The sequence below is a fragment of the Sinorhizobium sp. 8-89 genome (genome assembly GCF_030124325.1).
Lineage (GTDB): Bacteria > Pseudomonadota > Alphaproteobacteria > Rhizobiales > Rhizobiaceae > Sinorhizobium.
Map to the genome: position 1 here is coordinate 15,006 of NZ_JASKLR010000032.1, position 24,071 is coordinate 39,076.

Consider the following 24,071-nt stretch of genomic DNA (forward strand, 5'->3'; position numbering starts at 1 on the left):
GGCAACGTCGCTAGAGGTTGAATTCATGAAAATGGATAGCGTACGCCACGTTGCTGTAATAGGTGCGGGAAGCATGGGAAGCGCCTTGGCGGAAAGCCTGCTTGCAGAGGGGTTCAACGTCAGTGTCTGGAATCGGACACCTGAGAAACTGGCGCCGCTTGCTACTTTGAATGCGTTCGCTTCAGCGGATTTGAACGAAATCATTGAGCGCTCTGAGATTATTGTTGTCTGCCTTTCAGATCACGCAACGACTGAAAAGCTGCTGTTCGTCGATAGCTCGAGCGAAGCTCTGCGAGCAAAGATCCTCGTTCAGCTTACGACGATCACTCGTAGCGAATCTCAAAAAATGGCCGCCTTATGTCAGCTGAAGGACATCCTCTATTTGGATGGCGCGATCATGGGCCTGCCTCAGCGCGTGAGGGATGGGGATTGCATCATCGCCTACTCGGGCGCGCAGAGCGTTTACGCTCACTGCGAGCCGGTCCTGCGCGCGCTTGGCAAAAAGCCTATGTTTATCTCAGAGAGTTACGGCGCCGCTCCCAATCTTGAGCTCGCGCGGTTTGCTTACATCTATGGCTCATGGCTTGCCTATTTCCAGGCCCTTGCCCTCTGTTCTGCGGGGGGACTGCCGCTAGACGTTATCGTCGAGATAATCGACAATGGAGAGCATATCCGTAACCGCACGACCAAGCGGTCTGGAGATGCCATTATAAAGCGCGATTACAGTGCTCCCGCAGCAACGATCGACGTTCACGCTGCTGCCTTCAAACTTGTTTCCGAACAAGCGGACTCTCTCGAGATGAGGTCGGATTTGATCCAGCTTGTCGGCGGTCTTTTCGATGAGGCGAAAGCAAAGGGATACCGTCAGAAGCAGCTTCCCGCTCTCTTTGAAATCATGGCTGAGGACCCGGGGCGCATAAGCTGCGCTTGGCAACAAATTTAAAAAATGTGGAGTATTATGAATAAGATTCACGACAATCCAAGGTCTGCCCTTGGGGGCTTGCTGTTCGACGGCATGTTCATCGCGGCTGGCGGCTTTGGCCTTTGCGGCATACCGGAACTGTTGATCGACGCCGTTCGCGAGGCGGGCACAAAGGACCTGACGATCGCATCGAACAATTGCGGCGTCGACGACTTCGGCCTCGGCGTGCTGCTGAAGACGAAGCAGATCAGGAAGATGATCTCGTCCTATGTCGGCGAGAACGCCGAGTTCATGCGGCAGTATCTGAGCGGCGAACTCGAGCTCGAATTCAATCCACAAGGAACGCTCGCCGAGCGCATGCGGGCCGGCGGAGCGGGCATTGCCGGCTTCTACACCAAGACCGGCGTCGGCACTGTGGTTGCTGAGGGTAAGGAGGTGAAGAGCTTCAACGGCGAGACCTACGTTCTCGAGACCGCCATCGTCGCGGACCTGTCGATCGTCAAGGCCTGGAAGGCAGACACATCGGGCAATCTCATCTTTCGCAAGACGGCGCGCAACTTCAACCCGCCGGCGGCGACCTGCGGCAAGATCTGCGTCGCCGAGGTCGAGGAGATCGTGCCGGTCGGCAGCCTCGACCCTGACCACATCCACGTGCCGGGCATCTACGTGCATCGCCTGATCCAGGGCGAGCACGAGAAACGCATCGAGCAGCGCACCACGCGCGCAGCGGCTTAAGGGCAGGGGAGAGACAAGATGGCCTGGGACAGGAACCAGATGGCGGCGCGCGCTGCCCGCGAACTCGAAGACGGCACCTACGTCAATCTCGGCATTGGCATGCCGACGCTGGTCGCAAACTATATCCCTGAAGGTGTGCATGTGACGCTGCAGTCGGAAAACGGCCTGCTCGGCATCGGGCCGTTCCCGGCTGAAGACCAGATCGACGCCGACCTGATCAATGCCGGCAAGCAGACGGTGACGGCGTTGCCGCATTCGGCCTTCTTCGATTCGGCACAGAGCTTTGCAATGATCCGCGGTGGCAAGATCGCGATGGCGATCCTTGGCGCCATGGAGGTGGCCGAGAACGGCGACCTCGCCAACTGGATGATCCCCGGCAAGCTGGTCAAGGGCATGGGCGGGGCGATGGATCTGGTCGCCGGCGTCAAGCGTGTCGTGGTCGTCATGGACCACACCAACAAGGCCGGCGAGTCCAAGGTGCTGAAGGCCTGCACCTTGCCGCTCACGGGTAAGAGCGTCGTCGACCGGATCATCACCAATCTTGGTGTGCTCGACGTCGTCGATGGCGGACTGAGGCTGGTCGAGCTTGCCGAAGGCGTTACCGACGGCGAGATCCGCAGCGCCACCGAGGCGACCATCGTCAACTGACCTGACGGAGCCTTGCCGGGACATTGGCCACGGCCTCGGCCGACTTCGACAAGACCATAGAGGAGATCACCATGAGCATCCCATCGATCGTCATCGCCAGCGCCGCCCGCACTGCGGTTGGCTCTTTTAACGGTGCATTCGGCAACATGCCGGCGCACGAGCTCGGCGCCGCCGTCATCAAGGGCGTGCTTGAGCGCGCAGGCGTCGAAGCAGGCGAGGTCGACGAAGTGATCCTCGGCCAGGTGCTGCAGGCCGGCGAGGGCCAGAACCCGGCGCGTCAGGCGGCGATGAAGGCGGGTGTCCCACAGGAAAAGACCGCCTGGGGCATGAACCAGCTCTGCGGTTCGGGCCTTCGTGCCGTCGCGCTCGGCATGCAGCAGATTGTAACCGGTGATGCGGATATCATCATTGCCGGCGGCATGGAGTCGATGTCGATGGCGCCGCACTGCTCGCATCTTCGCGGCGGCGTGAAGATGGGCGGCTTCAAGATGATCGACACGATGATCAAGGACGGCCTGACCGACGCCTTCTACGGCTATCACATGGGCATCACCGCCGAAAACGTCGCCCGCCAGTGGCAGCTCAGCCGCGAAGAGCAGGACGCGTTTGCAGTAGCCTCGCAGAACAAGGCCGAGGCCGCCCAGAAGGCCGGACGCTTCGCCGACGAAATCCTTCCCTTCATCGTCAAGAGCCGCAAGGGCGACGTCACCGTCGACCAGGACGAATATATCCGCCATGGCGCAACGCTCGATCAGATGACGAAGCTACGCCCGGCCTTCGACAAGGAGGGCACCGTCACCGCCGGCAACGCCTCCGGCCTTAATGACGGCGCCGCCGCAACCCTCTTGATGACCGAAGCGCAGGCCTCCAAGCGCGGCATTCAGCCGCTTGCCCGCATTGTCTCCTGGGCAACGGCCGGCGTTGACCCGCAGGTCATGGGCACCGGCCCGATCCCGGCTTCGCGCAAGGCGCTCAAAAAAACCGGCTGGGCGATCGGCGACGTCGAACTGGTCGAAGCCAACGAGGCCTTCGCCGCCCAAGCGTGCGCGGTCAATAAGGACCTCGGCTGGGATCCCTCGATCGTCAACGTCAATGGCGGCGCGATCGCCATCGGTCACCCAATCGGCGCGTCCGGCGCGCGGGTGCTCAACACGTTGCTCTTCGAAATGAAGCGTCGCGGCGCAAAAAAGGGACTGGTAACGCTCTGCATCGGCGGTGGCATGGGTGTCGCCATGTGCGTGGAAGCGATGTGACGAAAAGGTCTCTGCGATGTCGAACTCGACTGCTCCTTCAGGACACGAGACGCGCGCGTCGAGCGTGGACAGGCGCTGGCGATTGTCGATCCTCTCGATTCTAACAGCTTCATGCCGATTGGCCATGACGACGGTCCCTATCGTCTCCAGATCGAAATCACCGACGGACGTTTGGCAATGCATGTTGCCCACGAGAACGGGCGACACGTTGCAAAGAGCGGGGTCCCCGGTGACCTCGGCGGAGATCAGAACGCTTAAGGCGGTCCGCCATATCAGCGAGGCTGGGATCGGGTCACAGTCGACACCAACATCCCATTTTGATGAACCAGCTTTTTTATTGAAACGCATCACGCTCGCTCTTGACACTGCGATCTTTGATCAAAGATCATAGAAAATACAAATATCAACGCCGTTCAGCAGGGAACGCTGACCGACAACATGGGAGAGCCCATAGATGAATCGTCGTGAATTTCTCACTCGCCAAGGAGCGCTGCTGGGTGCTGGTGGCATCGCTGCCGTATTTCCTTCATTGAGCGCGCGGGCGGCCGGGTCGCTCAATGTGACTCTCAAGTTTCTGGGATGGCAGGGCTATGATGACCCGAAGGCAATGGGAACGCTTACTTCGCAAGGCCTCACGATCGATGCCCAATATATCACCGGCAATGCAGAGATTGTGACGAAACTCCGTAGCGGCGGAGTGGGGTCGATCGACGTCGTCACGCCGGGCATCAGTGCCGTCGCGCCCCTGATGAGGACAAAATTGGTCGAGCCAATTGACGCAACGAAGCTGCCAAGCAGCGAGCGCTTCTTCAGCCAATTCCGTAACACGTCGTGGCAGCAGTCGGATGGCAAGACCTACGCCGTGCCGGTGAGTTGGAGCGACTATCCGGTGAGCTACCGCGCAGACCTCTTTAAGGATCTTCCTCAGAAGTGGGCCGATCTTGGCGATGAGAAGTACCGCGGAAAGCTCATCACACTGGATGATCCGGCAAACCTTTGGATCTTCGCACGGGCACTCTTTAAAACCTCCGATTTCTCCAAAATGACCAAGGACCAGGTTAGTCAGGTTGCCGAAGCTTTCTTGCCCGTCAAGGCGAACCTTACGACGATCGCACCAAGCTTTGGCGACATTGCTGACGTTCTTGCCCGCGGGGATGCGCAAGCAAGTGTACTCGGATGGCGATTTATCGAAGCCAAACTGAAGTCAAAGGGCATCGATGCGGCGTCCTATGTTCCACCAGAAGACGGCACATTCCTTTGGTGTGACTCATACTGCATCCCCAAAAAGGCTCCGCATCTGGAGCAGACTTACGCGTTCCTCAATCAGATGCTTTCCGCAGAGGGCAACGCCATTATCGGCGCTGCAATCGGCTGTGGCGTTGTGAACGCCGATGCGGTTGCGCTTCTGCCTGACGATCAGCGAAAGCTTTACCCTTACGAAAATCTTCCGGCCTTCCTGGAAAAGAACACGTTCTATATTCCGCCGGCTCTCAAGGTCGAGGGCGAAATCGCAACCATGCGCGATTGGACCGAAGCTTGGGAACGGATCAAACTGTCATGAATTCGCAAGTAGGAAATTCAGCAGTCTCGGTCCAAGGGGTCACGAAACAGTTCGGTATGTTCACCGCTCTGTCGAGCATTTCGCTCGATGTGGCACCTGGCCGCTTTGTCTCTCTTCTTGGCCCGTCTGGCTGCGGCAAGACGACATTAATGCGCATCATTGCCGGGTTGGATCGCCAGTCGACAGGTCGCGTCGTGATAGCAGGGAAAGACCTCTCGCTCGCACCCCCGCATCGCCGCCCAGTTGGTCTCGTTTTCCAGCGCTATGCTCTGTTCCCCCACATGACGGTAAGCCAGAATGTCGGGTTCGCACTATCCCTGCAGCGGGTGGAAAAAAGGAACGCTGCCAATCGCGTTGGCGAGCTTCTCGAAATTGTCAGGCTCAGTGCCTTTGCGGATCGCCCGATCGATCAGCTCTCCGGGGGCCAGGCTCAGCGAGTGGCGCTCGCCCGAGCTCTGGCGGCTGGGCCGCCAGTTCTACTGCTCGACGAACCGATGTCCGCGCTGGACCTTAAGCTTCGCCAAGCGATGCAGCTCGAACTTCGGCAGCTGCAGCGTAGCATCGGAGCGACCTTCCTGTTCGTCACGCACGATCAGGATGAGGCGATGGTGATGAGCGACGAAATCGTTCTCATGAACAGTGGCACCATCGTTCAACGTGGTTCACCTGAGGAAGTCTACAGCCGGCCGAGAACTTTGTTCAGCGCAAAATTTTTGGGCCAGGCGAACATCTTCACCGGGTCGCTCCGTCGCGAAGGAAAGAAGTCTCTGCTTCAATCGGCAAGCATCAACATCCGCTTCAATGCTGCTGATGATCGGCAAACAAGAGCGGGCCTTGTCTGCATCCGACCCGAATCCATCAAGATCCAGGAAGCAATCGACGTCGCCTCGGCCGCGCCCGGCCCGAATTCGGCGACCGGGCAGGTTAAAGAGGCTATCTTCCAGGGGGCATTCAGGCGCTACCTGGTTCAAGTTGGTGAGCAAACCGTAATGGTTCAGCAGCCGGTTCTCCCCAATGGAGGCGGCACATTCTCGCAAGGCGACCGCGTGCTTCTCAACTGGCCGGACAACTCCGTCGCGCAAATCGAAGACGACAGCAATGGTTAGGCAGTTTTACCTCATGGCTGCGCCGGCCAGCCTCTTCATGGCCGTGTTCTTCATTATCCCTTGCGGAGTGCTATTCGCGTATTCTTTCGGCAGCACAAGCTACGCTGACATTTCGTTTGGTACCTCACCGGCGAACTACATCAAAATCTTCACGGACCCACTGTTCCGTGAGATTCTTCTGCGATCTCTTTGGATGGGAGCGACGATTGGGCTGGCGTCAGTCGTGCTTGCGTTTCCGTTAGCATATGCGATCACACTGGGCCCGCTTCGTCGGGTAGGGACCATTATCCTTCTCCTGGTGATGGTCTCCCTGTTCACGGCCTACATCGTGCGGATCTACGCATGGCGGTCACTCCTCGGCCGCAATGGTGCGATCAGCCAGTTGTTGAGCTGGACCGGTGTCACCGATGCCCCAGTGGAAACCTTTGCGTATAGCAAGGCTGCTGTGATCGTGACCTTGACGAGTATCCTTGTCCCGGTCGCTATACTTCCGCTCGCATCGGCGCTTTCCGGGGTGTCTGCACAATGCATTGAGGCGGCCAAAAGCCTAGGCGCTACTTCCGTCGGCGCCTTTTTCCGAGTCACCGTCCCAATGGCGAGCCGCGGTATCGTGTCCGCGTTTGCGCTGACTTTCGTCATCGCAGCCGGCGACTTCGTCACCCCTCAACTCCTTGGGGGGCCCAAGGCGCAGCTTGCCGGGAACGCGGTAGTCGGCCGCTTTGGTCTGTCATTTGACTGGCCCCTCGGGTCTGCAATTGCATTCAGCCTAGTGATTTCCATGGGAATATTCCTGTGGGCGGTCAATGCTTTGCTGCGACGTATTGGACTCAAGGATCGACCATGAACCAGGGACGTCTCTCGACTTTCGCCTTCAGCGTATACACGGCCATCCTACTGGCATTTCTCTTCGCTCCTATCGCCATCGTCGTCCTTTTTTCCTTCGATGCGAAAGGGCTTGCTGCCTTCCCTTTCGAAGCCCCTACGACGGAGTGGTATGTCTCGGTCGCGCGCGACCCGATCATGCGTAAGGCCGCGGTCAACAGTGTGTTTGTCGCGCTCGGCACCACTATCTGCTGCATATTGATCGGAACTTCGGCGGCGTTTGCCATCGCCAGATTTAGGTTCCGTCGTGCATCAATATTCGCTGGCTTGATGGCGCTGCCCTTGCTCTTGCCGCATCTGCTGCTCGGGATCTCTCTGCTGTCGTTCTTCACGAGCCTTGGCATCGGCCTCTCTGTTTGGACGGCAATCATCGGTCACGTGCTGATCACCTTGCCATTCCTGGTGTTCACACTCACCAGCCGAATAGGCAGCCTTGATCCGCAAATCCCCGAGGCAGCCGCAACACTTGGAGCGAACCCAGCGCAGGCATTTTACCGGGTCACGTTGCCTCTGCTACGGAGTGCCATGATAGGCGCTATGCTTCTAGTTATCGCGTGGTCGCTCGACGAGTTCAGCGTGTCATTCTTCACAATCGGATCCGACAATACACTTCCGATCGTAATTTGGGGTCAGATGCGTGCCGGCGTCAGTCCGACGGTAAATGCTATTTCGGCGCTGATGGTGCTCGCGACCATACTGCTGATCTACGTCGTGCATCGACTTTCCGATATCCGCTTCCAGTAGAGCGGATGTCGCCTCCCAAGACGGCCCGAATTGCCTTCGGGCCGTCGATGTTTAAAAGCGTGCAAATTCCGAGGCAATCCGCCCCTGATTCCGAGATGATGCCGCCCCCTTCGGAAGGCATCTGGCGTGGGTGTCTGCCGGTGTGAGGTTTCTTCCTTCGACTGTGACGAGGAAGGAACGGGATGTCTGCGGAGAGACTGGAGATGCCGCGTGTCCGCGAGATATTGAGATATCGCTTCGAACAAGACTTGGCCACAAGTCGATTGCGGTCCGGGTTGGCGCTGCGCCATCGACGGTGCGCGAGACGCTTCGGCGTGCGGCCATTGCGGAGCTATCGTGGGTGACGACGTCAGCGATGCGGCCCTGGAAGCGGCGCTTTACAAGGCGGTGGGGACGAAGGCGGGTCATCGTCCGAGCTCTGAGCCGGATTGGGCGCAGACATCGCAGTTGACGTTGGAGATTCCACCTCGCCGCGAGGGCGGGGTCCATACCATTGGTCTCCGCCTCGCAAGGGGAGACGATCTATCGCTTTATTTATGGCAAGGAAGATCAGCATAATGCTCGCGGATTCGCTTCTTGGCGTCGTTTTGCAGCAGACCATAGGGTGCTTCTTGTAAGGTCGGGGAAGCGAGCTGTATCTGGCAACATATCGATCGGAGGCATGGCTGTAGTCCAAAAGACGCGGCTCATTGCCGGAACGTATCACAGCGGCCGCGGCTATCGGGGCAGAAGATCCCTGCAGGCATCGCGTGCAGCGCGACGACCAAGATGCGGATCTCAGCCAGATTGTCGCTCTACAGTAAGTCGAGACTGTCGAGCATTTTGCCCCGTCGGGCGGTTTTCACCCACAGCGAAAGCTTAGCGATCTCAACGCTCTCGGCGTTCACGTCGACACCAAACAGGTTGTTGGTGAGGATCTCGCTGTCGGGATCAAAAAGCCCTCGAGCACCCCCGCGGAGATCCGCAATCTTATCATTGACGCGGGTGAGCTCGGCCTTCATGAAGTCGAAAGCCATGACGAGGAACACGCCCGACCCGCATGCCGGATCAACAATCCTGAGCGTTTTCAACTTGTCTCGGTATGCTTCCCAAGCCTCCAGTTCGGCGCTCTTGCGCCTCCATTTGATCTCCTGGTCGTCAGCGCGGGCACCTTTCTGAGCATAGGCAGCCAGGATCGCTTGGAAAATATCCCGCAGATGTGCACCGAGTGTTTGCTCGACGCTAAAACGCGCAATGTAATCAGGGGTATAAACAACCCCATCACGCTTACGGCGGCCGGTTGTGCCTGATGTCTTCTTTTCGTCAACCTCTTCGCCTCGGGCGATCGCCTGTAGGCGCTCTAGGTCTGCAATCGAATGTTCAAAGATGTGACCCAGAACGGTGACCGAGACTTGCGAGGCAAAATCGTAGTCCCCGATCTTCTTGAAACCCTCACAAACCTCATCAGGGAGAGTAATCGCATCAACGATCGGATCAGGTGCAAATAGGCCGCCATTGTGCGGAGGTACGTCCAAGCGAGCGTTGCCTTTGTCGATCGCCGCCAACAGGCCCTTGAAGTTATCCCATACCGGGCAGGGATTGAACGGATCGGCATGCTCGAAGGCCTTTTCCAGGATCCGTTTGGGCAGGAGGCCGGTGTCTTCCGCAAAAGCCGTAAAAAGCCCACGATCGAGGACCGTCTGCGCGGCGGCAATTGCACCTAACGGTGCGACGGTTGGGCGGCCGCGCGAACGGCGCTAATCAGATTGCCGCGCAACTCCTTGTAATCGCGATAACTCATAGGTAATGTCCTTGTCTTCCTTGCGACTTTCCGCGAGGAGACCGAGCGTGCGGCCGGACAAGAGATTGTCCGCACTCAACAAAACCTAAAGCGGCCATACTCGGCAGGCTCGGTAAGCTTGGCGAGGTCAAACTTCTCGTAGGCCTGGGGTGCCTTCACCGAATCCGTAGGGGCGGAGTTCCACATAATTCGATACCAGCACCCATTTCACCCCGGGCGCTTTGGTGGCGTATTCCCACGCCTGTTGGACCGGGCTTTTGGCGCGGCCTGGCATAATGGCATCGAGGTCTCGGGTCTTTGCTCCTTTGAATTCCAGCGGCGCGATGATCTGAGATTTGTCGGCTCCGAAGTGCCCCAAAGCCAAGTCCACCGAGCCGCGCAAAATTGCCTGTTCCGAGGTCACGGTATGATCGGGGCTGTGGACGGCGCTCACATAGCCCAAAACGGCTTCAATGATGCTTGCCTTGAAATCACCGTGCAGAGACATTTCTTTAATCCGCTCGATTCGACCTGAGCGGAGCTCCGCCCATTCTTCGAGCCGAATCCTGTCGCCGTCGGGAAGGGGCGTCCTGGCACTGTAGTGCCGCGAAAGCGTTTTCGGATTAAAGAGATTTATCATGCGTTGCCTGAAGTAACTTTTTTGACGAAAGACGATTTTGCTGCTTTACCCAAATCGACCGGCGATCTTTAGAAGCTCGGCCGTCAGCACATCGGCATCCGTATAAGGATCGTTGCCATCGTGCTTATCGAACCGTCCGCGAAGGATGACGCCACGGCCGGAGGCTTCTGGAAGACGGCCCTTCGTGTCCTGGTAAACTGTTTTGCTGTTTTTGGCATAGGTCGGGTAATGGGCGAGCTTGCGCAGCGCGGCATAGACCTCGTTGCGGTGTATCGGGGCGAGCACGTCGCGGAAGTGCAGCAAGACCCACAGCTCGAAATTCGGGACGGAAGGAACCGCCATGAAGGGAGTGGCGGTTCCTTCGTCGTTCTTCAGCTTTTTGTCAGTAGCTTCCGCTTTGGCGAGCGCATTGTGGTAACTGTCATGGTCATCCCGGTCGAACACCGCATACACGCGGTCAAACGCTTTGCTTTTCTTAAAATGATCGATCGCGTATTCAACGATATTGAGCGGCGAGGTCCCATAGTCGGACGGCACAATCTCGATATCCGCATTCGGAATCCGCTTTTCGCGCCGGATGGCTTCGAAGTAATTGACCTCGGTCTTCTCACCCTCACAGACGATCAGCATCCGGTCATACGACCGTTTGTGGCCTTGCCGACGAGCCAGACGTGCCTCGGTACGTTCAAAGCGGTGTTTCTTGGCCAAGGCTAGTGATCCACCGTACCGAAGATCGGGATGCCGCCATAACGACCGCCTAAGTATCCCTTTTCCAAGGCTTCGCCTTTACGTGGCGAGAAATCCAGCAACGGGAAAAGATGCGAGACCTGCTCGTTATCCTTCTCCGTGAACCAGACCTGGTCCCGCCTGAGCTTACGCCCTTCCAGGAGCGAGACGTCATGTGTGGAAAAGATCAGCTGGGCACCCTTGGTGTTGATCTCAGGATTGTTGAACATATCCAGGATCTTTTGCACGAGCAGGGGATGGAGGCTCCGGTCCAGCTCATCCACGATCAACAGGCGGCCACGCTGGAGGATATCGAGGATTGGGCCGGCGAGATTGAAAAGGATCTGCGTGCCGGCGGACTCATCGTTGATCTCGAAATTATACAATTGCCCTTCCGCAACATGCCCGAATTGCGGGATATCTAGTTCGGTGTCACGGACTTCCGGCTGACCAGAGGATACGTTGATCTGGTATTGGCGGCCGGGGCGCTTGGTGAAAGACACATTGGAAATACCCGTGTCGGCCGCGGAAATTAGAGATACGACGCGCCGTAGATTCTTAGGGTCCTGAGCGTACCCTGCGGAAAAGCCGAAGCCGATGCTCCCTCCCTCGGGGAATATAACCATCTCTTCCGAAAACCGCTGATAAAGTGGCTTGAGCTGCTCGTTATTAAGTTGGATCGCTGTCGTCAGGAACAGTGTTTCCTGACGGGTGGCCGTTTCCCATACTTTTTTCGGCCCAAGGAAGTAATCGCTGTAGTTGTAATCGTAGCGACTCTTCTTCTTTTCATTGTAGGCGCGGGAAAACCAGACTTGCGGCTTGGCTCGCTCGTATACAAGCAGCCATTCACTAATGACACGGCGCCGGTTCAGCTCGAAACCATACTGGTATCGCTTGCCGTCGATGATGAATGTAGCCTCGAACAGGGTGGGGTAGGTCTCGAACCCCGGACGCATACGGAAGGGCGCAAGATTGTTTTCCTGATCCGGCTGTACCTGGTTTGAAGTCATCACCATCGACTGCATGAACTGGAAGGCGCGGATCACGTTCGTCTTGCCGCTGGCGTTCGCACCATAGATGGCCGCGGTGTTAAGGACGCGCTTGATCTTCTCTAGGCCGGTTTCCCGGGTATGGGTGCTCTCCAGCGTCAAATCGGGGCTAGCCGCAAGGCTCAGCACGGCCTCATCCCGAAAGGACCGGAAGTTTTTGACACGAAACTCTAGCAGCATTTTTACAAAAGTCCTGTTATAATGGCATCCTTTGCACAAAACATGCAGATTGACAATTTATTTCGGCTACAAATCCGGAAATAGCATGAAGCCGGCGAGGCGAACCCCACGCATCTCTTCCAGCCGGATCATGCTGAGGCGTACGCGCCGCTGCAAATGCCGAAAGGTGCGCGCTCCAAGTAAACAATGAAGAGTATCGGGGAACCCGCGACACGGTGGTCTTTTCGAGCGCCTCGCTCGCTCGATAAAGGAGGCGGATGCCGCCAGCGCGAAGAGGAATAGCCTGTGGGTTGGTTTCCAGATCCGTTCGATCTCGTCGAGGCTGACGTCTTCGTTACGGCGATCGTAGAGTTGGGTTGTAGATGTCGAAGCGTGATTGGCGATGTTGGCGGCCTTTTCCAGTGTACCGCCATTTTTCAAATACGCGGTGATGCGGGTGGCGCGGAACGTATAGTTGCAGACCGCCGTGCTGATCCCGGCCGCCCCCGCACGGCGCTGGATCATCGCGTGGGCTTCGGCCTAGGCGAGGACAATTCCGGACAAATGGCCCGTGCCGCGCTTGATGGTCTGGAACAGCGGCGCCCGGGGGGTATCGCACAGGACGGCCGCCTCCATATAGTGGTCGACGTAGGATTCGAGACTATGGTGAACGGCAGCTCAAGCTGCTTGCCGCCTTTCTCGTGCAGACGCACCCACAACCGCCGGTTCTGCAAATAGACGTCCCGGACCTCATGCCGATTGCTGCCCCAATCCGCGCAAAGGTGTAGGTCATCAGGCCGATCAGAGCGCGGTCGCGCTGGCCCATCAGCGTATCAGCCGGAATGCTGTCGAGCAGTTGCCGTGCCTCCTCGGGGGGAAAGCGCAGGGGTCTTGCCGCGTTTGCGCGAAAGCTTGGGGCGCGCACCGAATGTGCCGGGTTGACGGTCATGACCTGACCCGTGACCAACCAGTCGAACAGGTGACGCACGGCCGCCGGGCGCTGGTTGACGGTTGGCGCGGCATGTGTGCCGGTCAACTCTTCAATCCAGCCGGCGACGTGGATCGGGGTGATCGAGTCCAGCTCCCGTCCCGCGTCCCTGACAGCGATGCAGGAACTCGACGGTCGCTTTCGCGTAAGAACGGCGCGTGTTTAGGTTCCGGATCTGTGCAGTAAAGAATTCCCGAGTCCGGGTCCGATCGTCGGCCGACTGAATGAGAGCAGGAGCGCCAGCGCTCTTGCTCTCAATCGGCAACTGGCTCATCGCTTCATGACCTTGTTCCAGTCGATGGTATGCCCGGCGGCCTCGAGCTCGCGGGCGAGGCTCGCTTTCCAACCGCCATTATCATCCATGGGCTCCCAAACGACCCCGGCGAAATCGCTAGGAATTTTAACGTTCCCACGCTTCAGCGAAGACCACAGACCTCCGAGACCCCCAGACCGGCGGCATAGCCCGTTGTCAGAGCTACCCGCGCCTTCAAGCTGGACACGGCTTGCAGAAATTCGACGACCTCGTCGCTCGAAAGAACAACCGGCAACTGGCGAGGTTCGCGCGCATACGGAATATGCTCCGGGATCGTCTTCTGGCCGAGCGTTACGCCATAGAGGAACCGGAGTGCGCAGACGATCCGCTTCAATCCGGACCAGGATATGCCCGTAGACACAAGGTGGCCCTGGAAGGCGTGGACCTCGTCTAAGCCGAGCCGATCCGGTGATCGGCTGAAATGACGGCTAAACTTTGCGACTGCATAAAGATAGGATTGCTGCGTGGCCCGAGAACGATTGCGGACCGTCATGTCCTCGATCATCCGGCGACGCACATGGCTCATCTCGGCCATCGCCATCGATCATGTCCCAGGGAGTGGTGTAGCTTCGGCGATCGCCGTGCTTTCCGGACGGAGCCGGGAATGGGTCAGCTTGCCGCAGCGGGCAGGCTGATGAGCGGATCATCGCTCATTGCGGCGATGGTCTCAAGGGTCAGGTATCTGGAGCGCTGAACGGCCCACTCGTCGTTCTGCTCGAGCAGCAATGCGCCGACGAGGCGGACGATGGCGTCATCGTTGGGGAAGATGCCGACAACCTCGGTGCGCCGCTTGATCTCGCCATTGAGGCGCTCGATGGGGTTGGTGCTGTGAAGCTTGGTCCAGTGCTGCCTGGGAAAGGTCATATAGGCGAGCACGTCTTCTTCAGCGGTGTCCATGAGTTGGGCGAGCTTCGGCACTTTCGGCCTGATCTGGTCGGCGACATTGCGCCACTGAGTGCTTGCGGTCTCCGGCGTATCCTGGGCGAAGGCTGTGGCGATGAAGGCGGAGACCACTCGTCGGCCGCTCTTTCCGGCATGGGCCAGCGCGTTTCTCATGAAGTGAACCCTGCACCTCTGCCAGGTGGCCGATAGAACCTTGGAGACGGCGGCCTTGATTCCTTCATGGGCATCGGAGACGACGAGCTTGACGCCTCTGAGACCCCGTCGCGTGAGTTTGCGCAGAAAATCCGTCCAGATCGGCTCGGCCTCGGACGTGCCAATCTCCATGCCCAAGACCTCGCGCCGTCCGTCAGTGTTGACGCCGACGGCGATGATGACGGCGACCGAGACGATGCGGCCGCCGCGACGAACCTTCAGATAGGTGGCGTCGATCCACAGATACGGCCAGTCGCCTTCAATGGGGCGGCTGAGGAACGCCTTCACCTTGTCGTCGATCTCCTCGCACAGCCTCGAGACTTGGCTCTTGGAGATGCCGCTCATGCCCATCGCCTTGACCAGGTCGTCGACGGAGCGGGTCGAAACGCCCTGGATATAGGCTTCCTGGATGACAGCCGTCAGAGCCTTCTCCGCCATGCGACGCGGCTCCAGAAAGCTCGGGAAATAGCTACCTTTGCGCAGCTTCGGGATGCGAAGCTCGACCGTTCCAGCCCGTGTCTCCCAGTCCCGGTCACGGTAGCCGTTGCGTTGGGCGAGCCGCATCGGGTTCTTCTCGCCGTAGCCAGCACCGGTCGCGCTGCCGATCTCCAGCTCCATCAGCCGCTCGGCCGCAAAGCCAATCATCTCGCGCAACAAATCCGCGTCGGCGCTCTTCTCAACAAGCGAGCGCACGTTCATCATCTCGTCGGTCATCGGTGGTCTTTCCATCAGGTTGGTCTTGAACAACCCGACCCTGCCGGAAAAACACTGATGACCACCTAACCCTCAGGACCTACACCACCTGAGGGGACACGACCCGGCCATCTGGATCTCATGTCTGAAGGGTGGGTTTGCAACACCCAAATCCTCTCAGACAGGAGGCATCTCTCAAAGCGGGCACCAATTGCCGCGACTAGCGGCTTGGTTCAAGCCGCATCCTTCATCGACCGCGAGAAATGTTGACGTGATGGAGATATTGGATGCACTTCGCGGTAGGATTCATGAACGGGAAACCTCCAAGAAGCGGAATGGTGTTTCCATTCAGCCCGTCCAGCACACTTGCGAGCCCAACCGCTGTCGAATGCCGGATATTGGTCAAATGACAGAGCGGGAGCCCAATCCAAATCGTGTCTGTCGGCAACGGCCCATCTAGCCAGTTCCGTAAAGGAAATGCCGCCGCATGGCTTGGGAACTGAGTCTCATAGAACGACCTTGCCTCCAGCCGAAGGATGCGCGACCGAGGCCGAAACAAAGCACCCCCGCTCGGATCAACGCTTCGACCTTGGGTGGCGCTATGCCGGCGCGCCGCAGATCTTCAGTCGTGCACCACCCCCGAGGAAGAAGGGCTAACGGTTTCAGCAGGTCGGGGAGAGGCTTCGGCGGGCGGCCGACGAGCTTCGCCGCTGTTTGCGAGGATATGATTGAAGGATACAGACTGGATTGCGCTTCTAAAACGAAATGGCTTCCGCGCTGCGTTCGATCCGGCAAAGACCAGAAAGCTCCGTAGCTTCAGCTTTCCAGCTGCGAAATGGGTTTTCTCACGCGCAGAGTGAACGTCAAAGCGACGATCACGCATAGTACCAAAATGGTACCGGTGATCCCCTGCAACACTGCATCCATTGCTGCAGAGAAGGCGTGCTGGGCTGCCGATAGCAGTGCGCTTCGATCTGCGGAGTCGAGCGCACCAGCCGCAATCGCCGTTCGATCCATCCCCTCCCATGCGGCTGCTTGCAGTACAGGAGAACGCGGCGCTGAAAACACTTGGCTGTAAATCGTGGCCATGAGACTTCCAGCGACCGCGACGCCAATCGTTCCTCCAAGTTCGTAGAAGATCGCCTCGACGGACGCGGCTGCCCCGGATTGATCTTCCGGCGCGTTGGTTAAAATAGCGGTCGATGCGACTGACATCACGGCGCCTATGCCTAAACCGAGCAGGGCTAGTGTGGTCATTTCAAATGGCGCGGTCGATCGAAAGCCTATGTAGGTAAACAGACCGGCGCCCAATGCTGCAACGGACAGGCTGAGAACGAGCAGCCGCTCCAAGCCAAGCTTGCCCATGAGCGGACCAATCAAGAAACCAGCCGCCAGACTTGCCGCCGCGATCGGCAAAAGCTGCAGGCCTGCGATTGCGGGCGAGAGCCCGCGGAACAGTTGAAGCTCCTGGCTTAGCGCAAATTGGAGGGCAGCGAAGGCAAGGCCAATGAACAAAGCCACAAACGCGCCCAGAGAAAACAGCGGCACCCGAAACATGTTGAAGTCGATCAATGGGGCCGCAGTCGATCTTTGCCGTTTTACGAAAAGCGCCATGAGAGCCGCGCCCACGGCTGCCGAAGCGACAGGGATTATCCACTCACCGTTTGATTTGAAGGCGGTTTTGAGCGCGAAGATCAGCGCTACCAAGCTTGCTGCCAAAAAAAGAGACGCGAAAGGATCCCAGGGCCGGTTCGGGTTTGCCGGATAGCGCGGGATCCACCCAAGTGACAGGACCACGGATATGACAATGACCGGAACGTTGATCAGGAAGACTGCGCCCCACCAGAAGTTCTCAAGAAGCACACCGCCGAGCACGGGCCCAAGAGCAGCAGCGCCCGACCAGATCGCTCCGCAGATCGCGATAGCCATTGACCGTTCTGCATTGGTCAAAAACTGCGTGCGGACGATCGACAAGGCCGCGGGCACAATGGCAGCAGCCGCCATGCCGAGAAAGGCACGGGCGACAATAAGCATAAAAGGCGTCGTGGAAAACGCAGCGGCAAACGACGCTGCCCCAAACGCGACAAGTCCGGTGCACAACATCCTCCGGTGGCCAATCCTGTCGGACAAGGCACCAAATCCTGGCAGCAGCCCTGCCATGAGGAGCGAGTAGCCGTTGACCATCCACAGCTTTTCGGAAGTCGAGGCGCCGAGCTGTTCGGTAAGATGAGGAAGGGTGATGTTGAGTACCGTCATATCGATGCCGATAAGGCCGAGGGCACCGGAAAGGGCGGCCAGGCAAAGCCATGGACGAGGTATCATGGAAAACCCCAGAGAGCCGATGATGGCCGTGGTGGGTGAAAAACAGCGGACGGGGGTGGGCGAGGGACGCAGAAGGCGTCGAGAGCCCCACCCCAGCAACATCTCACATCGTCAGCGCGACTTCACTGCGGAGCTCAGACGGACCAAGGCGCTCTCCCGAGGTTCCCTCGATGATTGCCAGCAAATCTTCAAAGCGGCTGAATACCTGTTTGGCTCCCGCCTCCTTCAGCCGCGCGGCGTGCGAGGGCGGGCAGTGCCCGCCGCCCACGAAACCGAGAGCGGTCATGCCAGCTGCTTTAGCCGCCGTAACGCCAGCGATGCTATCTTCGACAACGATGCAGTCGGCGGCCGGCACGCCCATTTTTTCGGCGGCGTAGAGAAAAATATCCGGAGCGGGCTTGCCGTGTCGTACGAGGACCGTGGAGAAGACATTCGGATAGAAAAGGTCGAACAGCTCGGTCTTTGCCAGGGCGAGGCCAAGCCGGTTCGGTGCGGAGCTTGAGGCGACGCAGCATGGTATCTGCAGCGCGCGGACCGTTTCCCGCACACGGTCTATCGCGGCGAGTTCAGAGAGATACAACTCCCGAACCCGTGCATCGATGCGGGCGGAGAGATCGACCGGCAGCGGCATGCCCAACCGGTTCTCGATGATACGATACATGTCGGTGGCAGGAACGCCAGCGAACTGTTCAACTGCTTCTTCGACGCTGATGCTATGACCGGCTCGGGTTATCTCCTCAGCTTCTGCAGCGCTGGCAATGAGCTCGCTGTCGACCAGCACGCCGTCACAATCGAAGATGATCAGTTTTGGTTTGGTGTCCATTATTCCTGCTCCAAGCAGCAGACTTGACGTCCGCCTACATGATCCAAGGTGCTGGGGCTGGTTCAAGGCAGCGGCTCATCCACTCCTTCGTCCAGCCCGCTGCACGGTCCCGGCGGAGCACCAGTAATAGATTAAAAATCCAAACGCAATGGATTATGTGGAGTGAATTATTAGGTGTCTGCTGTCGTCGTCTTCGAGTTCTTGGCGTGATCAGCAATGGCGATGGCCAGCGCTTCGGCAATGAAGACAGCGCGTGGTAGCGCGATCATCTGCTCGCTGAGACCAGGCTGCGGAAGCCGGGCCATTTGCAGCACGACGCTCGAGACTTTCGCAATGCTGGATTTGGGATGGCAGGTGATCGCCAGCGAAAAGGCGCCGACATGGTGAGCTTTGCGCAGGAACTCGACCGTGTCAGGAGAGGCGCCTGATTGGGAGACGGCGATCGCCGCATCCTCCTTTGTCATCGCCTCCGCCGCTTCATGAGCATAACCAACATTGGCGAAGACGCGGGCGTTAACGCCGATACGCCTGAGACGATGAAACAGCACCTCAGCAGCAAGGCCGGAGTCGCCTGACCCATAGATATCGACATGGCGCGCGTTCAATAGGGGCGGTGCGGCAGAAGCCAGAAGTTCGGGCTGCACCAGCTGCCGTGTCTGTGAGACGGAGCGAGAGATCAGCGAAACCGTTTCGTCGAGTGAATTAGCGGTCAAACTCACATCGCGCATTGGCTTGGTCTCGCGCTGCCCAATCTCGGCGGCAAGAGCCAGCTTGAAATCCGTGAAACCTTTGAATCCGAGCTCACGGCAAAGCCGGAATATCGTCGCCTGGCCACTTCGGGAAGCAGCGCTTAGTTCACCAAGCGACTGACGTACAGCCTTCTTGGGATTTTCCAGGATGTACTGCGCCACCCTGGCCAGAGCATTGGGGTAATCCAGCGCGGTCTCGACCTTCAACAAAACCGGCGTATGCGTCTCACCCTGTTGCGAGGAAAGTGGCGCGCTCTCACCATGCATGACTATCATTCTCCAAATCATGATTCTCGCTCGGCGTCCCGGTGCACACACCCCGTCGCCTATACAACTCTCTACCGTCCAACCATTGTAAACAAGTGTCAGACGTTCTCGGCATTGTCCCCAGTTGACTGGCGCCAAGAATGAGTGGGCACCATTGGATACAATCGTTTTCGCACAGTGGGGAGGGCGCCGTTCCAATAAGCGCGGAGAAAAAATCCATATGCTGTCACATAAGTGATAAAAAACTCCACTATTGACACCCATCAAGGGAGAGCGACATGACAGGATCGGCAGTTCGGCTATCGAAAATCGCAAAGGGATATGGTGGGAGTCAGGTCCTTCGAGACATAGATCTGGCGATTAATGCCGGTGAGTTTATGACGCTTGTCGGACCCTCGGGTTGCGGTAAGTCGACGCTGCTCAAGATTCTTGCCGGCCTTGACCAGGCGGACGGCGGATCGATCGAGATAGGCGGCAGAGTGGTAAACGGGCTCCGCCCCAGCCAACGCAACATTGCCATGGTGTTTCAGTCCTACGCACTTTATCCGCATATGCGGGTCCGGGACAACCTCGCAATGCCTCTGATCATGGCGAACTTGCCATTCGTTGCGCGCATGCCTGTAATCGGCGGCCTGGTGCCGGGCATGAGCGCAAAACGCCGGCAGATCAACTCGACTGTCGGAGAGGTGTCGAAGTCGCTCGGCATGGAAGCGCTGCTTGAGCGCAAGCCGAGTGAGTTGTCAGGGGGGCAACGGCAGCGCGTAGCGCTCGGACGTGCGATGGTACGTCAACCTGGCGTCTTTCTGATGGATGAACCGCTATCCAACCTCGATGCGGCTCTTAGGACGCAAGTCCGAACCGAACTGGTCGAGCTGCAAAGACGCCTGAATGCCACCTTTCTCTACGTCACGCATGACCAGGTCGAAGCCATGACGATGTCCGGAAAGATCGCGATCATGATGGACGGCGCCATCGTGCAAGTTGCCACACCCGCGGTGATTTATGCCGCGCCCGCGGACGTTCGTGTGGCGCGTTTCATCGGGTCGCCGCCGATCAACATCCTGCCGGCCGAGATCGGCGACCGGGGCGAGCTTCATCTCTTCGGTGAAAGCCAAAACTTGAGGACGGGTTTAATGGCGGGCGATCAAGCCCAGATAGGCATTCGGCCCGAGGACGTGACCTTTGTTGCCCAGACCCACCTGCGCGGCGCCTGTCCCTATTACGAAGGGCGCATACGTCTGATCGAGAACCTTGGGAACGAGGTTATCCTTTATCTTATGCTCGCCGGCGACAAGCAAATTCCCGTGACTGCACGCCTGCCGCAGCGGGAATGGTCGCAGATCCGGGAGAAAAGCAGCGATCCTGACCTTGTCCGGGTCGGGCTGTCTCCAGAGCGCTTTCTCGTGTTCAATTCGGCCGGCCGGCTCCTCCGATCTGAGGAAGTACAAATTTCGAAGCGACTTGAGGCGGTGTCATGACTTCGTCCGTGGCCTCTGATGCCCCGGCAAAAAAACATGGGGTGCTCCAAAACGTCGGCCGGATGAACTCGGCTTACTTGTTCGCTCTGCCAGCCGCCACACTGCTTGCTATCGTGGTCCTTGCTCCAATAGCCATCGTGATTGGATTGAGCTTCTCCGATTACAGCCTGGGAGCAACGGAGTGGTCGCTGATCGGAATTCGCAACTATACCGCTCTCGTCCATGATCGTAGCTTCCTGAATGCGTTGTCGAACACCGCCCTCTATGTTTCTGTCGTGGTGTCGATGTCGGTATTGCTTGGATTGCTGTTGGCGATCCTGGTTCACGGCACGGGCCGTCTGAGGCGTCTTTACGAAGTCATCTTTTTTCTGCCCGTCGCCAGCACGCTCGTCGCGCTGGGGCTTGTCTGGAAGTTCATGCTGCATAATCGTATCGGGCCCGTGAATGAGCTCATCTCCTTCCTCGGATTCCAGCGCGTCGACTTCTTCAATAATCCATCGATCGCGATCTTCGCGCTGGCCGCGATCGGCGTCTGGCACCTGGTCGGCTTCAATATGATACTGTTTCTGGCCGGGCTCACCGGGATCCCCTGGGATCTTTATCAGGCGGCTGCGATCGATGGTGCCGACGGCTTTTGGGATCGCCTGTTTCGCGTCACCTGGCCGATGCTCGGACCAACGACGATATTTGTAACCATCACCTCGACGATCACGGCCTTCCAGGTCTTCGACACCGTAGCCGTCATTACGCATGGCGGGCCAGCGGGATCGACCGACGTCATCCTCTACCAACTCTACCAGGCGAGCTTCCAATATTTCGAGACGGGCTATGCCTCAGCGCTCACCGTCGTCTTCCTGATCATCATGATGGCGATCTCGGCTGTGCAGATCTTTGCCGCGAGGGGGGTGCATTACTCATGACATCCGCCAAACACGACGTGTCCGTGAGGAGCCCTCGATCGCTCCCACCCACGCCCTTTTTCGCAGCCGCGTCCAAACACGGACTGCTGTTGATATTCGCAGCGATCATCCTTCTTCCGTTCGTCTGGATGATCTTGGCAGCGGTGAAGAATCCTGCAGACATCTTTTCCGATCCGTTCTCGCTCGACCCGGCGAAGCTGCATGCCGGCGAAAACTTCGGCAAGGCACTCAACGCCGCACCGATGGGCCTGTTCATGCTCAACAGTCTGATCGTGGTCGTCGGGGTCCTGAGCGTACAGCTCATCACCTCCATTGCCGCGGCCCATGCGCTTGCGCAAATGAAGTTCCGCGGACAGGCGCTGATGTTCGGACTTGTGTTGTTTGCCCTATGCATCCCGGTTCAGGTCCCGGCCCTGCCGATGTATATCGCACTGGCGAAACTTGGACTGCTCAACAGCTATTTTTCGCTGATGTTTCCCTGGTTCTTTTCGGCTTTCGCGATCTTCCTCTTCCGTCAACAGTTCCGCACTTTTCCCCGCGAGATCATCAATGCCGCCAGAATCGACGGTTTTACGGAAATCGAGATCATCGTTCGCCTCATCGTACCAAGCGCTCTGCCGGCAATCGCCGCCTTCTCGGTTTTCTCCGTCACCGCTCACTGGAACGATCTCTATTGGCCGCTGATCGTCGTCAATGTCACCGACAGGATGACGGCGCCCCTCGGCCTCTTGAACTTCCAGTCAGCAGAAGGCGTCAGCTATGGCCCTCTGATGGCTGCGGCAACCATCATCACCTTGCCGCTGATCTGCGTCTTCCTTCTGGCGCGACGGTATTTTGTTGAAGGGGTGACGATGACCGGAGTGAAGTGACCTCAGTCCGCGTCAGGCGAATTCCTGGCAGCCTGCTACCCAAAAATCTCTCTGTTTCCAATCAACTCAGCGAAAGGAATATCGCGATGAGACAGACCTTGGCTTTCCTGTTGGCAGCCGGCTTGACGGCGGCTGCGGTGTTTAGCGCCGCTCCGGCACACGCAGAAACGACCCTGGAGGTCGTGCATGCCTACGGCGCATTCCGCGAACGATTCTACCAGCCGCTCGCCGATGCGTTCATGAAGGAGCACCCCGACATCAAGATCAAGTTTCGCGCCCCGGCGACTGACTACTATGAAGGGCATTTGGCCGTCGCCCGCGAGGCTATGACCGGTCAGACGCCAGACATTTTCTTCGCCGGCATGAACCTTCTTCCTGATCTCGTATCGACGCTGGCCCCGCGTCATCAAATCACAGACATGAAGCCTTTGCTGGACCAGGAAGGCCAGGCCTGGGTTGATGACAACTATGACGCGAACGTGCTCGAGCTAGGACGCTTTGGCGGGCACCAGTGGGGCCTGCCGTTCAACGCCTCCACGCCGATTGCATATTTCAATGCCGACCTCATGAAGAAGGCCGGCCTGGCCCCTCAGAAGCTTCCGAAGACCTGGGACGAGTTCATCGAGGCTGCAAAGAAGATCAAGGCGGCCAACGGCGACGTCGACGGAATGCAGATCAACCTCGCCCTCGGTGACTGGTTCTGGCAGGCCATGGTCTACAGCAATGGCGGCACGATGATGAGCCCCGACAGGAGCAAGGTCACCTATGGTGACGAGGCGGGCCTGAAGGCGGCCACCACCGTGCGCCGTCTTGTCGAAGAAGTGGGCATGCCCTGGATTGATGAAGACGCCGGCATGGCGCAGTTTGCGGCAGGCAAGCTCGGTATTTTCATCGGTTCGACCGGCGACATTCGCACCATGGACGAGGCCATCGGCGGAAAGTTCAAGTTGATCACGGGCACCTTCCCGATGGGAGCGGAAGACGGTCACGTTCCAACCGGCGGCAACTTCGCGACGATCCTGACTCAGGATCCTGAAAAGCAGAAGGCAGCGTGGGAGTTCGTGAAATTTCTCACCAGTCCCGCCGGCCAGAAGGTAACTGTCCTCGGCTCCGGTTATATGCCGACCAACAAGCAGGCTTTGAAGGACGAATATCTTGGTGAGTTCTACGCGTCGCATCCCGATTGGAAGACCAGCTTGACGCAGTGGCCGATTGCCGTCGCTTGGTTCGGCTACCCGAACGTCAAGAGCATTAAAGTCTGGAAGGCCCAGTCCGAGGTCCTATTCCGGATCGGAAATGGTGATGTTTCGCCAGCAGATGGTCTGAAGGAAATGGTTCAGTCGACCGAGTCCATAATCAAAGAATAAGTA

Annotated in this window: 22 protein-coding genes and 3 pseudogenes; 14 read left to right on the forward strand and 11 right to left on the reverse strand. The window is 58.2% G+C overall.

Features of this window, described 5'->3' with window-relative positions; all coding sequences use genetic code 11:
- Positions 1-25: 25 nt before the first annotated feature.
- The 10 genes and pseudogenes from QN219_RS30150 to QN219_RS30200 all read left to right on the forward strand — a co-directional run.
- Positions 26-943, forward strand: coding sequence for an NAD(P)-binding domain-containing protein (locus tag QN219_RS30150; RefSeq protein ID WP_284004099.1), 918 nt, complete (start codon positions 26-28; stop codon positions 941-943).
- A 15-nt stretch (positions 944-958) separates the two neighbouring features.
- Positions 959-1,657, forward strand: a complete 699-nt coding sequence (locus QN219_RS30155; protein ID WP_284004100.1) for a CoA transferase subunit A — start codon at positions 959-961, stop codon at positions 1,655-1,657.
- An 18-nt stretch (positions 1,658-1,675) separates the two neighbouring features.
- The gene (locus QN219_RS30160) at positions 1,676-2,305 is read left to right on the forward strand and encodes a 3-oxoacid CoA-transferase subunit B (protein WP_284004102.1); all 630 of its coding nucleotides are present in this window, start codon (positions 1,676-1,678) and stop codon (positions 2,303-2,305) included.
- A gap of 71 nt (positions 2,306-2,376) precedes the next feature.
- Positions 2,377-3,558 carry an acetyl-CoA C-acetyltransferase gene (locus QN219_RS30165; RefSeq protein ID WP_284004103.1) on the forward strand — a complete coding sequence of 394 codons (1,182 nt, stop codon included), beginning with the start codon at positions 2,377-2,379 and terminating at the stop codon, positions 3,556-3,558.
- Between the two features lie 21 nt (positions 3,559-3,579).
- Positions 3,580-3,816 (forward strand): annotated as a pseudogene (locus QN219_RS30170) (UPF0262 family protein); the annotation flags it as partial.
- A gap of 196 nt (positions 3,817-4,012) precedes the next feature.
- Positions 4,013-5,119 (forward strand): extracellular solute-binding protein, encoded by a 1,107-nt coding sequence (locus QN219_RS30175; RefSeq protein WP_284004105.1) that lies wholly within the window; start codon positions 4,013-4,015, stop codon positions 5,117-5,119.
- Positions 5,116-6,225 (forward strand): ABC transporter ATP-binding protein, encoded by a 1,110-nt coding sequence (locus QN219_RS34345; RefSeq protein WP_405052289.1) that lies wholly within the window; start codon positions 5,116-5,118, stop codon positions 6,223-6,225. The genes QN219_RS30175 and QN219_RS34345 overlap by 4 nt, the downstream gene beginning before the upstream one ends.
- A gap of 13 nt (positions 6,226-6,238) precedes the next feature.
- Positions 6,239-7,069: an ABC transporter permease gene (locus tag QN219_RS30190; RefSeq protein WP_284004106.1), complete on the forward strand. Its 831-nt coding sequence runs from the start codon at positions 6,239-6,241 to the stop codon at positions 7,067-7,069.
- Complete coding sequence (locus QN219_RS30195; RefSeq protein ID WP_284004107.1) at positions 7,018-7,851, forward strand: ABC transporter permease; 834 nt, start codon at positions 7,018-7,020, stop codon at positions 7,849-7,851. The genes QN219_RS30190 and QN219_RS30195 overlap by 52 nt, the downstream gene beginning before the upstream one ends.
- A gap of 203 nt (positions 7,852-8,054) precedes the next feature.
- Positions 8,055-8,376: pseudogene (locus QN219_RS30200) on the forward strand (IS21 family transposase); the annotation flags it as partial.
- Between the two features lie 269 nt (positions 8,377-8,645).
- Here QN219_RS30200 and QN219_RS30205 read toward each other — a convergent pair.
- The 11 genes and pseudogenes from QN219_RS30205 to QN219_RS30255 form a co-directional block, all read right to left on the reverse strand.
- Positions 8,646-9,395, reverse strand: a complete 750-nt coding sequence (locus QN219_RS30205) for a DNA methyltransferase (protein WP_284004108.1) — start codon at positions 9,393-9,395, stop codon at positions 8,646-8,648.
- 363 nt (positions 9,396-9,758) lie between these two features.
- Positions 9,759-10,250, reverse strand: coding sequence for a hypothetical protein (locus tag QN219_RS30210; protein ID WP_284004109.1), 492 nt, complete (start codon positions 10,248-10,250; stop codon positions 9,759-9,761).
- 45 nt (positions 10,251-10,295) lie between these two features.
- Entirely contained in the window at positions 10,296-10,958 is a 663-nt protein-coding gene (locus QN219_RS30215) for an RloB family protein (protein ID WP_284004110.1), read from the reverse strand.
- 2 nt (positions 10,959-10,960) lie between these two features.
- Positions 10,961-12,154 (reverse strand): ATP-binding protein, encoded by a 1,194-nt coding sequence (locus QN219_RS30220; RefSeq protein WP_284004111.1) that lies wholly within the window; start codon positions 12,152-12,154, stop codon positions 10,961-10,963.
- A 117-nt stretch (positions 12,155-12,271) separates the two neighbouring features.
- The gene (locus tag QN219_RS30225; protein ID WP_284004112.1) at positions 12,272-12,709 is read right to left on the reverse strand and encodes a hypothetical protein; all 438 of its coding nucleotides are present in this window, start codon (positions 12,707-12,709) and stop codon (positions 12,272-12,274) included.
- Between the two features lie 136 nt (positions 12,710-12,845).
- A complete protein-coding gene (locus QN219_RS30230) occupies positions 12,846-13,220 on the reverse strand; it encodes a hypothetical protein (protein WP_284004113.1) in 375 nt (124 codons plus the stop codon).
- 371 nt (positions 13,221-13,591) lie between these two features.
- Positions 13,592-14,020, reverse strand: a pseudogene (locus tag QN219_RS30235) (tyrosine-type recombinase/integrase); the annotation flags it as partial.
- A 74-nt stretch (positions 14,021-14,094) separates the two neighbouring features.
- Positions 14,095-15,294 (reverse strand): IS256 family transposase, encoded by a 1,200-nt coding sequence (locus tag QN219_RS30240; RefSeq protein WP_284004115.1) that lies wholly within the window; start codon positions 15,292-15,294, stop codon positions 14,095-14,097.
- Positions 15,295-16,089: 795 nt separating this feature from the next.
- Positions 16,090-17,595: an MFS transporter gene (locus tag QN219_RS30245; RefSeq protein ID WP_284004116.1), complete on the reverse strand. Its 1,506-nt coding sequence runs from the start codon at positions 17,593-17,595 to the stop codon at positions 16,090-16,092.
- Between the two features lie 103 nt (positions 17,596-17,698).
- On the reverse strand, positions 17,699-18,484 hold the full coding sequence (locus QN219_RS30250) for an HAD family hydrolase (protein ID WP_284004117.1): 786 nt from the start codon (positions 18,482-18,484) through the stop codon (positions 17,699-17,701).
- Positions 18,485-18,588: 104 nt separating this feature from the next.
- On the reverse strand, positions 18,589-19,434 hold the full coding sequence (locus QN219_RS30255) for a MurR/RpiR family transcriptional regulator (protein ID WP_284004118.1): 846 nt from the start codon (positions 19,432-19,434) through the stop codon (positions 18,589-18,591).
- Between the two features lie 278 nt (positions 19,435-19,712).
- Between QN219_RS30255 and QN219_RS30260 the strand changes: the two genes are divergently transcribed.
- From QN219_RS30260 to QN219_RS30275, 4 genes are all read left to right on the forward strand, one after another.
- Positions 19,713-20,912, forward strand: a complete 1,200-nt coding sequence (locus QN219_RS30260; protein WP_284004119.1) for an ABC transporter ATP-binding protein — start codon at positions 19,713-19,715, stop codon at positions 20,910-20,912.
- Entirely contained in the window at positions 20,909-21,832 is a 924-nt protein-coding gene (locus tag QN219_RS30265) for a sugar ABC transporter permease (protein WP_284004120.1), read from the forward strand. The genes QN219_RS30260 and QN219_RS30265 overlap by 4 nt, the downstream gene beginning before the upstream one ends.
- A gap of 128 nt (positions 21,833-21,960) precedes the next feature.
- Complete coding sequence (locus tag QN219_RS30270; RefSeq protein ID WP_284004133.1) at positions 21,961-22,701, forward strand: carbohydrate ABC transporter permease; 741 nt, start codon at positions 21,961-21,963, stop codon at positions 22,699-22,701.
- 86 nt (positions 22,702-22,787) lie between these two features.
- On the forward strand, positions 22,788-24,068 hold the full coding sequence (locus QN219_RS30275) for an ABC transporter substrate-binding protein (protein ID WP_284004121.1): 1,281 nt from the start codon (positions 22,788-22,790) through the stop codon (positions 24,066-24,068).
- Positions 24,069-24,071 lie beyond the last annotated feature (3 nt).